The organism is Geodermatophilus sp. SYSU D00684, assembly GCF_054050455.1.
The window spans coordinates 48,413-60,732 of record NZ_JBJGZI010000030.1 but is presented as its reverse complement, the minus strand read 5'-3'; the positions used below and the strand labels follow the sequence as shown (position 1 = coordinate 60,732).

At 73.7% G+C, this 12,320-nt stretch carries 10 protein-coding genes; 3 read left to right on the top strand and 7 right to left on the bottom strand.

Annotated elements, in window-relative coordinates:
- From ACI79L_RS19795 to ACI79L_RS19785, 3 genes are all read left to right on the top strand, one after another.
- Positions 1-450, top strand: a 450-nt coding sequence (locus ACI79L_RS19795) for a rhodanese-like domain-containing protein (protein WP_456938425.1), incomplete at its 5' end; no start/stop codon positions are given.
- Positions 451-723: 273 nt separating this feature from the next.
- A complete protein-coding gene (locus ACI79L_RS19790) occupies positions 724-1,497 on the top strand; it encodes a sulfite exporter TauE/SafE family protein (RefSeq protein ID WP_456938424.1) in 774 nt (257 codons plus the stop codon).
- Between the two features lie 442 nt (positions 1,498-1,939).
- Positions 1,940-2,212: a hypothetical protein gene (locus ACI79L_RS19785; protein ID WP_456938423.1), complete on the top strand. Its 273-nt coding sequence runs from the start codon at positions 1,940-1,942 to the stop codon at positions 2,210-2,212.
- Between the two features lie 45 nt (positions 2,213-2,257).
- Here ACI79L_RS19785 and ACI79L_RS19780 read toward each other — a convergent pair whose 3' ends face one another.
- The 7 genes from ACI79L_RS19780 to ACI79L_RS19750 form a co-directional block, all read right to left on the bottom strand.
- Positions 2,258-4,153, bottom strand: coding sequence for a serine hydrolase domain-containing protein (locus ACI79L_RS19780; RefSeq protein WP_456938422.1), 1,896 nt, complete (start codon positions 4,151-4,153; stop codon positions 2,258-2,260).
- Between the two features lie 946 nt (positions 4,154-5,099).
- Entirely contained in the window at positions 5,100-5,951 is an 852-nt protein-coding gene (locus ACI79L_RS19775) for an HAD-IIA family hydrolase (RefSeq protein WP_456938421.1), read from the bottom strand.
- Positions 5,944-7,425: a biotin carboxyl carrier protein gene (locus ACI79L_RS19770; RefSeq protein WP_456938420.1), complete on the bottom strand. Its 1,482-nt coding sequence runs from the start codon at positions 7,423-7,425 to the stop codon at positions 5,944-5,946. The genes ACI79L_RS19775 and ACI79L_RS19770 overlap by 8 nt, the downstream gene beginning before the upstream one ends.
- Positions 7,425-8,792: an acetyl-CoA carboxylase biotin carboxylase subunit gene (locus tag ACI79L_RS19765; RefSeq protein WP_456938419.1), complete on the bottom strand. Its 1,368-nt coding sequence runs from the start codon at positions 8,790-8,792 to the stop codon at positions 7,425-7,427. Before ACI79L_RS19765 ends, ACI79L_RS19770 begins: the two co-directional genes overlap by 1 nt.
- Positions 8,789-9,310, bottom strand: a complete 522-nt coding sequence (locus ACI79L_RS19760; protein ID WP_456938418.1) for an acetyl-CoA carboxylase biotin carboxyl carrier protein — start codon at positions 9,308-9,310, stop codon at positions 8,789-8,791. The genes ACI79L_RS19765 and ACI79L_RS19760 overlap by 4 nt, the downstream gene beginning before the upstream one ends.
- 5 nt (positions 9,311-9,315) lie before the next feature.
- On the bottom strand, positions 9,316-10,416 hold the full coding sequence (locus ACI79L_RS19755) for a PEP/pyruvate-binding domain-containing protein (RefSeq protein WP_456938417.1): 1,101 nt from the start codon (positions 10,414-10,416) through the stop codon (positions 9,316-9,318).
- The gene (locus ACI79L_RS19750) at positions 10,416-12,236 is read right to left on the bottom strand and encodes a PEP-utilizing enzyme (RefSeq protein ID WP_456938416.1); all 1,821 of its coding nucleotides are present in this window, start codon (positions 12,234-12,236) and stop codon (positions 10,416-10,418) included. Before ACI79L_RS19750 ends, ACI79L_RS19755 begins: the two co-directional genes overlap by 1 nt.
- Positions 12,237-12,320 lie beyond the last annotated feature (84 nt).

The following is a 12,320-nucleotide window of genomic DNA, read 5'->3' as shown; positions in this document are numbered from 1 at the left end:
GGGGAGACCGAGCAGCAGCTCGCCGACGCCCGCCGCGAGCTGGTCCGCATCGGCCTCGACCGGCTCGCCGGCGCGGCGATCGGCGGCCCGGAGCAGCTCGCCGCCGGCCGCGAGCTGGGCTCCTACCCGGTCAGCGACTTTCCCGGCCTGACCGCGGCGCTGGCCGCCGACCCCGACCTGGTCGTGCTCGACGCCCGCCGCGACGACGAGCGCGCCGGCGGCGGGGTCCGCGGCTCGGTCCACATCCCGATCCACGACCTGGCCGACCGCCTCGAGGAGGTCCCCGCCGGGGACGTGTGGGTGTACTGCGGCTCCGGCTACCGCGCCTCCATCGCCGCCTCCCTGCTCGCCCGCGCCGGCCGCCGGCCGGTGCTGGTCGACGGGGGCTACCACGACCCCGACACCGGCGCGGCCGCCGTCGGCCTGCACACCCGGCCCGCCACCGCCTGACCGCCCGCATCCCGGAACAGCACGACGAGAGGACCCACCCGATGTGCCGAGCGACCACCTGCCGGACCTGCGGCAACACGACCTGGGCCGGCTGCGGACGGCACGTGGACCAGGTCATACGCGCAGTCCCCGCCGCCCAGCGGTGCCCCGGCCACGACGACGACACCCCGGCCGCCGCCTCCGGACTGCTGGCCCGGCTGTTCTCCCGCCGGTGATCCCCGGCCGGCCGGGGCACGCCGTGGGGCACGGCTCCCTCGCACCGCCCGGCGCGCCGTGATCGTCGCCGTCGGTCTCGGGCTGGTCATCGGCGCCCTGGTCGGCCTGCTCGGCGGCGGCGGGTCGATCCTGGCCGTTCCGGCGCTGGTCTACGCCGCCGGGCAGGACCTGCCCCAGGCGGTGGCCACGTCACTGCTGGTCGTCGGGATCACCGCGGTGGTGGCGCTGCTGCCCCGGCTGCGCGCCGGGCAGGTCGCCTGGCGGATCGCGGTGCTGTTCGGCGCGGCCGGAGCCGCGACCGCGTTCGCCGGGGCCGCGGTCAACCGGCTGCTGCCCGACGAGGTCGTCCTCGCCCTCTTCGCCGCCCTGATGGTGGGCGCCGGGGTGCGCATGCTGTCCGACGAGCCCACCACCGGGGCGGCCTGCGCCATCGACGGCGGCCGCGTCGACTGGCGCCGCTGCCTGCCCCGCACGCTGGCCGGCGGCCTGGTCGTCGGGTTCGTCACCGGCCTGCTCGGCGTGGGCGGCGGATTCCTGATCATCCCCGTGCTGTTCGTGCTGGGGCTGCCGATGGAGACCGCGATCGGCACGTCCCTGCTCATCGTCGCGGTCAACTCCGCCGCCGGGTTCGCCGCGCACGCGGGCGACACACCCCTGGACGTGCCGGTCACCGTCGCGTTCACCGCCGCCGCCGTCCCCACCGCGCTGGCGGCAGGCCGCCTCGCCACCCGGCTGGACACCACGCGGCTGCGCCGCTGGTTCGCCTGCCTCGTGTTCACCGTCGCCGCCGGCGTCCTCGTGCAGGTCGGCGCGGCCCTGCTCGCGGCCTGACGCAGACCCGGTCCCGGCGCGGGAGACCACGACCGTCGACGGCCGTTCACCTGCAGGCCGGGTCGTGAGACCCCCACCGGTCGGGCCCTCGGGCGGTGGGGACGCCCCGACCCGCGACCGAGGCTGGAGAGACCACGGCGAGCGCACCTCGCCCCCGAGGCACCCGCCGCCCTCCCGAGGAGCACGACCATGAGGTCCACGCCTCGCACCACCATCGCGACGGTCCTGGTCGCGGCGATCACCGTCCCCCACGTCGGCTGCTCGACCCGCGGCGTGACAGCGCAGCCCAGGGTCACCCCAGGCCTCACCGCGGCGACAGTCCGATGACCCTCACCGTCCGACCGGCGGTCCCCACGGGTTCGCGAGGACGGACCGCCCACCGCGACGGGTTCCTGACGACAGGCGACGACGTCCACGACAGATCGACCGAGGAGGCACTGCGATGACCGGACAGCCCCTGGAGAAGACGGCTCGGTTCCTGCGGGTGAAGGTGGTCGATCACGCCCGGGAGGGCAGTCCCGCCGTCAACATCAAGGTGCCCATCGGGGTGGTCAAGTGGGGCATGAAGATGGCGCAGGCCTTCTCGCCGCAGATGAAGGACGTCGAGCTCGACTGGGACGGCATCAACGCCATGGTCCAGGACGGCGAGACGGGTCACGTGGTGCAGGTCGAGGACGAGGCCGAGCACAAGACGATCGAGGTCTGGTTGGAGTGACGTCCTGCTGGGCGGCCCTTCCGCCCCTGCCCGGACCGCCGGCGGTCAGCCCTCGTTCGACGTGGCCGCGTCGTGCCCGCGGGACGTGTCGTCCCCGGTCCTCCTCGTCCGAGGGCGTCCTCCGAGCAGGTTCCACTTCCGCAGCCATCCGAGGAAGAGCACCTCCGCGAGGGTGACCAGCACGTGATGGGCGCGCACGCCTCGGTTGCCCGGCCCGCGCCGGACGACGGGGACGGCGCCGAGGACCGCCGCACCGGTCAGCGGCACGAGGACGCGGGCGGCACGGGTGAGCCGGGCCACCTGCTCGCCGGGGTAGACGAACGTCGTGGCGAAGCCGCGCATCAGCGCCGCGAAGCGCGCGGCCAGCCCGAGCGCCAGCAGGGCGGCGAGGGTGGCCGGCCAGCGGGCCAACCGGATGACGGGCGCCGGCGGGTGCTGCCCACGCCCACGTCGGCTGAACACCCCGAGCGGCCAGGCGACCACCGCGGAGACGAACACCCCCAGGCAGGCGAGGACCGTGCCCGCCTGGACCGCGGGCGTCTCGTGCCACGGCACCTCGAAGTAGGCGGAGGTCGGCTCCCAGTACAACCGCGTCGACCTCCCGCGCGCGTCGGTGCCGAACGTGAGCCGCCGCTCGCCGCCGACCTGCTGGAACAGCCCCGGCTCCCGCTCGGCGTACACCTGGTCGCCGACGCGCAGCGCGCCGTCGGCGCCGCCGCGGACCCGGAGCGCGGTCAGCCAGGCGACGAGCTTCTGGGGACCGGAGTGGGCCGCGCGGGCCGACACGTAGGCGCCGGCGTAGCGCCTCGTGGGGGTCCGCGCCGTGTCGCCGGATGCGGGCGTGACCCGGTCGGCCGGCGGCCAGAAGCGGTCGAGGAACGCCACCAGGGTCTGGTGCTCGTCGACCGTCGGGGTGTTGTAGGAGACGAACACCCCGACCCGCTGTGCGGGGAGGAGCGCCAGGATCGTCCTGGTGCGGGCGCTCTCCCCGTCGTGCCAGGCGATGTCCTGACCGTTGGCGCGCAGCAGCGCGAAGCCGAAGCCCTGGCCGGACAACCGTGGGTCGTGGGTGAACTGCCGCTGACGCATCTGCCGGGCGGTCGTCTCCCCGAGGATCCGCACGTCCCGATACCGGCCGTCACCGAGGTGGGCGATCATGAACGCGGCCACGTCGGTGGCCGTCGCTCGAACGCCGGCGGCCGGCGCGGCGGCGTTCCACTCGAGGTCGACCGCGTCGTGACGGCCACGCCGCACCCGGTACGACCTGGACAGGTCGGCCAACAGCTCGGGTTCGGGAGGCTGCGCCAGCGTGCTCCGGGTCATGCCGAGCGGGCGGAGCACCCGGTCGGTGACGTAGCGCTCGAAGGGCACGCCCGAGACCCGTTCGACGAGGTACCCGGCCAGCACGGTCCCGTAGTTGGAGTAGGCGAACGTGCTGCCGGGGCGATAGACCCGCTGCGGCTGGTACCGGATCAGGAAGTCGCGCAGCGGCAGCACGTTCCCGGGTGAGGTCAGTTCGGCGGCGTACTCGTCCTCGAAGCCCGGGGTGTGCGTGAGCAGGTGCCGCGCCGTGATCGGCTCGGGGAAGGCCGGCGGGATCTCGAAGTCCAGGTAGCGCGTCACGTCCACGTCCAGGCCGATCGCGCCCGCCTCGACCAGCTGCATCACCGCCGTCCAGGTGAAGAGCTTGCCCGCCGAGCCCAGGTAGAACAGCGTGCGGTCGGCCCGGGCCGGCACGTGGGTGGCGAGGTCGGCGAAGCCGTAGCCGCGCGCGTGGACGATCCGGTCCCCGGCGACCACCGCGACGGTGGCCCCGACCGCCCGCTTCTCCTCCAGTTGCCGAGGGATCACGGCGTCGAAGAACGACGCCACCTCCCGCGGCTCCAGCCGGCCGACCGCCGCACCGGGCGTTCCCCCCGAGGCGTCGCGGCTGTCCGACATCTCGCACCTCGGTCCTGGGAGTGCCTGGAGACCGGTGACGCGCCCACGGAGCGCCTCGCCCGATCACACCACGGCGACCACGTCCGCAGATCCTCTCCGTGCCCGGCAGCCGGGGCCGGGATCGTGGGGGCACGGGCCGACACGGCCCTCTCGCGGCGGAGTCCGGGGTGCCCGTCCCCGGCACCGACCACGGCGCACAACCTCCGAGCGGGGGCGGCCGGCTTCCTGCTCGCGGCGGCACGCACACCGAGGTCGTCCGGGAGCACCCCGGCCACTCGTCCAGCGCCGTCACGGCGGACATCCAGAGCCGCGTCGTCCGGCGCAGCAGCGGGAGGCCGCCGACCGGCTCGACCAGGCGCTCCGGTGGTGACCGTTGCTGTTCCCCCGGCTGCGGTGCTGCACTCACGCGAGAGGCGGGCCACCCTCGTCGGGTGACCCGCCTCTGACCTGCGGTTCGCTGTCGGGGCGACAGGATGTGAGCCTGCGACCTCTTGACCCCCAGCCGTCGGCCGCACGTTCGCGGCCGTCGGCTGATGTTCATCCGCGCGGGTCAGCCGGCAATGGGGACGACGACGGCCGCCGGCGAACGGTGCCGAGCGGCCGCCAATGGTGGTCGGAATGGTGGTCGGAATGGTGGTCGGAATGATGGTCGAAGAAGGCCGTGCACGCGTGGGCAGTGCGTCGCTTGCCCAGCGGATCGTGGGTCGCTGAGCGTGACGATGTACCGGAGTCGAGGTCGCCGACCCACGACCACGGCGCCCCTGTCGGACAGTGGACGTCGTCGGCTGTCGTCGGCCGTCGTGGGCGGTTCGTTGATCGCCAGATCGGCCGCGTCCTCGCGGTCGGCCGTGACCCCGATGTCGCCCCGGCCCGACGGGGCAGACCGCTGCCAGCAGGCGCTCGGCTGTTCGTGGAGGGGACGTCCGGGCCGGGAACGGCACGAAGATCAGGCAGATCTCAGGAGGCCGGCCAGGACGCCCACGTCCGGCAGGTCCAGGTGCGGGCGGACCTCCTCCGGCAGGTCGGTGAACGACGCCGCGTGGCCGATCCCGGTGTGGACCGCAACGGCGAGTGACCCGCCCTTGTGCGCCATCGGCACCTCGAGCTCGGGGTCGTCACCGACCACGGCGAGCTCTGCGGCCGGGACGGAGAGGTGGCGCGCCGCCGCCTGCAGGGCCTGCAGGGCCGGCTTCCCGACGACGGTCACCCGGGCTCGGGTGATGTCGCGGACGACGGCGCTGATCGCGCGGGAGGTGCCCAGCGTGCGGCCTTCGGCGGTGGCGAAGAACAGCGACTGGGAGGCGCTGTAGAACCTGGCCCCCTCGAAGACCGCGAAGCAGGCGGCCTCGAGCGCCTCGAAGGTGAGCTCCTGCCGGTACCAGCCGGCGAAGACGGCGTCCGCCGTCGCTCCGCGCAAGGGCGGGAGGGTCTCGATGCCGGCGGCCTCCAGCGGTTCGGTGATGCCTTTGCCGCCGAGCACCATCACCCGTCGGTGTCCTCGTCGCCGGAACAACTCGGCCGCGGCGGTGGCCGGCGTGAGGACGGCGTCGTCGGGCACGGGGAAGCCGGCCTGCTGGAGCGCATCCGCGCACTGCCTGGGCGTCTTCACGGTGCCGTTGGTGAACACGCAGAACCGCAGGTCCCGTTCGGCGAGCAGGCGCACGAGCTCGACCGCTCCGGGCAGTGCGCGCAGCCCCCGGTTGTCGCGGTCCCCGAGGACCAGGGTCCCGTCCATGTCCAGCACGAAGCCGCGCACCCGCCGTAGCCGCTCGAGGGCCGCGGTGTCCGGTTCAGGCACGGGAGGTTCCTTCCGCACGACGGTGGACGAACAGCCGGACATCGGGCTTGCCCACCGCCAGGTCGTGGACGGACGGTCGCTCGCCCAGCTCGCGGAGCAGGGTGAGCACCGGTGTCAGGGTGGGGTTGTAGTGCGCCGGCGCCGGGCCGGCGGCGACCATCGCGTCGACCTGCTCGGCAGGCATGTGCGCCCGCAGCAGCAGCTCCTCGTCACTGATCGCAGGACCGAACTGCCGGCGCAGTTCCTCCGGTGACGGCGGCGGGGGCTCCGACTGCAGCTCGCGCGCCCGTGGCCGGTCGAGGATCCGGTCGAGCACGGCCGGGTCGATGGGGGCGGTGGGCCGGCCGAAGCTGCCCAGCGCGTACCGGATCACCTGGTCGGGCACGTTCGACCAGCGCTCGCCGATGACGTTGAACAGCGCCTGCGAGACGACCATCTGGGGGAACGGCGTGACCATGATGGGGTGGCCGAGCTCGGCGCGGACCCGGCCGACCTCCTCGATGAGGCCGTCGAACCGGTCCTCCATGCCGATCTCGCGCAGCTGGCGGCGGGTGGTGGTCATGACGCCGCCGGCGATCTGGTGGTGCAGGAACGCGGCGTCGAAGTCCTGCGGTCGGCCGGCCGGCAGCTCTTCCGCCGTCGCCAGCCGTTCGAAGAAGTCGCAGGCCAGGCCGAGCGCGCGGTCGTCGATGTCGACGCGGTGGCCCATCTCGCGGAGGTTGGCCACGGTGCGGCGGACCTCCGGCAGCGACGAACCGTTGCCGAGCGGCCCGCAGCCGGTCTGCACGACCTCGACGCCGAGCTCGGGCGCGATCGAGTAGGTCAGCGGGGAGAGCCCGATGGTGGCGTGCGAGTGCAGCTCGAGCGGCGTGCTGCCGAGCTCGGCCGTGATCGCCGGGAGGAGGGTGCGGGCCCGCTCGGCCGTCAGGATGCCCGCCGGGTCCTTGACGTAGACCCGGTCGACGTCCGGGCACGCGCGCATCTGCCGGGCCAGGTCGGCGTAGAAGGCGTCGTCGTGGACCGCGCTGATCGTGAAGGTCAACGCCGCGACCACCTCGTCGACGCCGGCCTTCTTCAGCCGTCGGGCGGTGGCGCGGGCGGCGTCCATGTCGTGCATCGGGTCGAGGACGACGACCCGGTCGATCCCGTTGGCGACCAGCCGGTCGTAGACCAGCTGCATCGTGTCGGGGTGGGAGTTCTGCCACGAGATGAACCGGAACCCGGTGCCGATGAACTGCAGCTTGGTCGTGGGCATGAGCGCGCGGGTGCGCCGGAAGAGCTCCCAGGGGTCCTCCCGGTGGGTGCGGACCAGCATGCCCATCGCGGTGCTGGAGCTGTAGTCCAGCGCCCGGAAGCCGACCCGCTCCAGGATCGGCGCCACCTGCAGCACGTGTGCCGTGCGCAGGCCGGCGGCGCCCCAGAGGCTCTGGTTGCCGTCGCGCAGGGAGACGTCGACCAGTCCGACGTCGGCCATCAGGGCACCTCCACCAGGTCGGGCTGGGAGCTGCGCAGGAACCGCTCGAAGAAGGCGGTGTCCACCCCGCCGGCGGCGAACTCGGGGTCGGCCAGAAGTGCTGCGTGCACCGGCACGGTCGTCGTCACGCCTTCGACGCGCAGCAGTGAGAGCGCGGCGCGGGCCCGGGCGAGGGCATCGGCGCGGTCGGCTCCGTGCACGATCAGCTTGGCCAGCAGCGAGTCGTAGTAGGGCGGGACGACGGACCCGCCCTGCACGTGGGTGTCCACGCGGATGCCGTCACCGACCGGCAGCACCACGCGATCGATCCGACCTGGTGACGGCCGGAAGTCGGCGGTCCAGTCCTCGGCGTTGATCCGGCACTCGACGGCGTGCCCGGTGAGGGTGACGTCCTCCTGCCGGATGGACAGCGGCCGCCCCTCGGCGACGGCGAGCTGCTCGGCGACCAGGTCGATGCCGGTGACCATCTCGGTGACCGGGTGCTCCACCTGGATGCGGGCGTTCATCTCCAGGAAGTAGAACGCCTCGCGCTCGCGGTCGTAGAGCAGCTCGACCGTGCCCAGGCCGCGGTAGCCCAGGTGCTCGGCGAGGGCCAGGGCGGCGCGGGCCATCTCGGAGTGCACGCGGTCGGGCAGCAGCGGCGCCGGGGCCTCCTCGAACAGCTTCTGGTAGCGGCGCTGCACCGAGCAGTCGCGGTCGCCCAGGGCCACCGCCCGGGTGCCGTCGCCGAGCACCTGCACCTCGACGTGCCGCCCGGAGGCGACGTACCGCTCCAGGTAGACCCGGGGGTCGCCGAACGCGGCGGCGGCCTCCGAGACCGCGAGGTCGAGGGTGTGCGGCAGCTCCTCGGCCGCGCGGACCAGCTTCATGCCGCGCCCGCCGCCTCCACCCACCGCCTTGACCAGCAGCGGACAGCCGACCTCCGCCGCCACCGCCTGCGCGCCGGCCAGGTCCGCCGCCTCCCCGCCGGGCACGACGGGCAGCCCCGCCGCGATCGCGTGCGAGCGGGCCCGCAGCTTGTCCCCGACCGCCTCCAGGGACGCCGGGGTCGGCCCGACGAAGACGATCCCGGCCGCCTCGCACGCCCGGGCCAGCGCGGGGTTCTCCGACAGGAAGCCGTAGCCGGGGTGCACCGCGTCGGCGTGCGCGGCCTGCGCGGCGCCGACCACCGCCGACGGGTCGAGGTAGCTCGCCGACGCCGGCGCGGGGCCCAGCCGGACCACCCGGTCGGCCAGCCGGGCCGGCAGCGAGTCCAGGTCCGCGTCGGAGGCGGCCAGCACCGACTCGATGCCCAGCCGGCGGCACGTGCGGATGACCCGGACCGCGATCTCCCCGCGGTTGGCGATGAGCAGCCGCCGGATCCTCACGGGGCGCCCTCGCCCAGGCCGGCCGTGTCCGACCCCGGGTCCACCACCAGGAGGACCGCGTCGGTGCCGGCGAACTCCCCGTTGCCGGTGCGGAACTCCACCACCGTGCCGCGGACGCCGGCGTGCACCGGGGTCATCATCTTCATGGTCTCGACGATGCCGACGACGGTGTCCTCGGCGACCCGGTCGCCGATCTCGACGAACGGTGCCGCGCCCGGCTTCGGCGCCCGGTAGAAGGTGCCCAGCAGCGGCGGACGCACTGCGACCATGCCCTGCGCCACCGCGGCGGAGGGGCCTTCGTGGTCACCGTGGCCGCCCCCGGAGGGCTCCTCGGGGCCGGTCCGGCCGTCGTCCTCCACCCTGGGCCGGCGGAGCACCTGCTGCTCGGCCGTCCAGCCCGTCGCGCCCTCCCGGCGCACCGTCAGGGTGAGGTCGGCCAGCTCCAGGTGCAGCTCGTCCAGGCCGCTGGAGTCGAGCGCGTGCAGGACGTCACGGACGTCGTCGGGAGTGAGGTCCACGGCGCTCAGCTCTCCGGAGGAGCCGGGCGCTTGCCGCCCAGCAGGTTGAACACGTGGTCGAAGGCGCGGGCCGTCGGAGCGGCGACCCCGGGCCTGGCCGCCGCGGCGTCCTTCTCCGCCCACACCGTCTCCGGGCGGCTCTGGAGGAGGACGACGTTCTCGCCGGGTGGCGCCGTCCGCGACACCGCCCACTCGATGTCCTGCGGGCAGCCGTAGTGCGCCTCGACCTGCCGGGCGATCGCCACCAGCTCGGCGATCTCGTCGTCGCTGATCGACGGGACCTCCCGCAGGTTCGCCGGCACGTCGCTCTCCACCACACCCGCGCCGCTGGGATCGGGCTGGTGCCACCGGGTCTTGGACGACACCGTCCGGCGGACGATCTCCCCGGTGACCTTGCTGACGACGAAGGAGTCCGGGGTGACGTCGCCGCTGACGACGGCCGAGCCGAGGCCCCAGCTGGCGTCGATGGCGACGACCGAGCGGTCGCCGGACAGCGGGCTGCGGGTGAACATCACCCCGGAACTGCGAGAGCCCACCATCTGCTGCACGACGACGGCCATCGCCAGGTCCGTCTCGGGGATGCCGCGGCGCAGCCGGTAGGTCACCGACTCGACGCTGTAGAGGCTCGCCCAGCACCGACGGACGTGGGAGAGGACCGAGTCCGCGCCGCGCACCCACAGGTAGGTGTCCTGCAGCCCGGCGAAGCTGGCCTCCGCCGAGTCCTCGCTGGTGGCGCTGGACCGGACGGCCACCGGCAGGTCGGGCTGGCCGCCCGCGCCGGCGAGCCGGGCGTACGCGGCGGTCACCGCCTCGGCGACCTCGGCCGGCAGCGGCGCCGACTCGACGATCGACCGGAGCTCGGCGCAGGCCGCCGCGACCGCGTCGGCGTCGGACGGGTCGAGCGCCGGCACGCGCGAGCCGAGCTCGAGGGCGGCGACCGCGGACCGGAAGGCCTCGGTCGTCACGACGAAGCCGTCAGGGACGCGGATGCCCGCCCGCATCAGCTCCCCCAGGCTGGCGCCCTTCCCCCCCGCCGCCGGGACGTCGTCCCGGCCGACGTCGGCGAAGCGCAGCACGGGCCGGATCGTGGTCATGGCGGTCCCCATCAGCCGAGGATGGTCACGACGCCGCGGTCGCCGTCGACGCGCACGCGGTCACCGGTCTTGATCCTGGTGGTGGCCTGGCCGCTCCCGACGACGGCCGGCATCCCGTACTCGCGGGCGACGATCGCCGCGTGCGACATGGTGCCGCCGATGTCGGAGACGGCCGCGGCGATCTTGCCGAACACCGGTCCCCAGCTGGGCGCGGTCACCGGGCACACGAGGATCTCGCCCTCGCGGATCTGCCCGATCTCGTTGACGTTCATCAGCACGCGGGCGACGCCCTCGACGACGCCCGGCGAGGCGGCGTACCCGCGGACGGTGTTCTCGTCGAGCTCGTCGTCGGCCAGCCAGGTCTCGATGGTCTCGTCGGTGACGCCCCAGAGCATCTGCACCGCCGGGTCGTTCATCGTCTCGGGCACCGGTCCCAGCGCCGGCGGGGGGGACCACCGGGCCAGCGCCTCGAGGATCTGCCTGCGGCGCTCGACGATCGGCCGCCAGTGGCGGGCGCCCAGCTCCGTCCCGCCGGCCGCCCACGCCAGCTGCACGTCGGCGAGGGCGTCCTCGACCTCGACGTGCCGCAGGTGGAACACGTCCTCGGCGTCGGCCAGCACCCCTCGGTCGGCCAGCAGCTGCCCGAAGGCGCGGATCTTCTGGAAGAACCGGGTGGTGAACCAGTGCTCGCAGTAGAACTTGTGCGACTCGATGTAGGGGAACACCTGCCGGCACAGCCCGAGCATCTGGTCGAAGGCGGCCTTCTCGTCGTCCGAGCTCAGCAGGGCGCGGTACTCCTGGGCGATCCGCTCCCGCTCCCGGGCCAGCCGCTCGGTGGGCCGGGTGAGGTCCTCACCGTTGCGGATCTGCTCGACGTAGCGGGGCAGCGCCGCGAACGGCACGGTCAGGTCGTCGGCCCACGACAGGTGGTGGTGGTAGAAGCCGTCGCCCACCGAGACGTTGAACCACGGGTCCTTGGCCTCCTCCAGGGCGGCCAGCCACCGGGCGCCGGCGTTCCCGCGCTCGGCCAGTGCGCCCAGCACCTTGGCCGGGTCGTTGCCCTCGACGAACAGGTCGGCGAGGTCGAGCTCGACCGCGAGCGCTGCCAGCTTCTTCAGCTCGTCGTCCGGCCGGTACATGGTCACCTCCATGCCGGCGACCATGCGGGCGACCGTCTGGTCCCCGATCTCCGGGAAGGCCTGCTTGCAGAACCCGAAGAAGACGACGTAGGCGCCGTAGCCGAGCATCAGGAACTCGGTGTGGTGGTGCCACATCTTCGAGTACAGGTCGATGCAGCGGTGGAAGTTCTCGCGGAGGAGGTGGTTGGACGCGAAGCCGCGGGCCTCGGTGACGACGGAGAGGTCGTCGAGGTCGCCCAGCTGCGGCACCTCGACCGCCTCGATCTCGGCGATCAGCGCCTCGATCCGCTGCTGCCACTCCCCGTACAGGCGGTCCCAGTTGGCGTAGTAGTGGCCGGCCCGCTCCTGGAAGTGCTCGAGGCGTTCGGCCTGCTCCGCCGGGTCCAGGACCGGGTTGGCGGTGATGTAGACCCGCCCGTTGACGATCCGGTACTCGATCCCCATCGTCGTCGGGAAGGAGAACAGGCGCGCGGTGTTCGCGCCGATCGCGGTGTACGGGATCTCCGAGGTGAGGCCGTCGAAGGCCGGCACCACCTCGGGGAAGTGCATGGAGTTGTAGAACCAGAAGCGCTGGTCGTCCTCGGGCTGGAAGCGGGAGAAGTACGGGTACATCTCCTCCCACCCCTCCGCGCCCGGGACGTCGGCGATCTGGGACGGCAGCGGGAACGAGCGCTCTCCGGTGGGCTGGGACATCTGTCCTCTCCTCTTCCTCGGGTCGGGCGAGCGAGTGGTCCCGCCGCATCGCCGTCGTGGACGCGAGGGAGACCGTCTCCGAGA

What these genes read in the sequence shown, in the direction of transcription:
- ACI79L_RS19770 (WP_456938420.1), bottom strand. Translation starts at nt 7,425, where the DNA reads ATGGCCGACGTCGGACTGGTCGACGTCTCCCTGCGCGACGGCAACCAG.
- ACI79L_RS19750 (WP_456938416.1), bottom strand. Translation starts at nt 12,236, where the DNA reads ATGTCCCAGCCCACCGGAGAGCGCTCGTTCCCGCTGCCGTCCCAGATC.
- ACI79L_RS19785 (WP_456938423.1), top strand. Translation starts at nt 1,940, where the DNA reads ATGACCGGACAGCCCCTGGAGAAGACGGCTCGGTTCCTGCGGGTGAAG.
- ACI79L_RS19755 (WP_456938417.1), bottom strand. Translation starts at nt 10,416, where the DNA reads ATGGGGACCGCCATGACCACGATCCGGCCCGTGCTGCGCTTCGCCGAC.
- ACI79L_RS19780 (WP_456938422.1), bottom strand. Translation starts at nt 4,153, where the DNA reads ATGTCGGACAGCCGCGACGCCTCGGGGGGAACGCCCGGTGCGGCGGTC.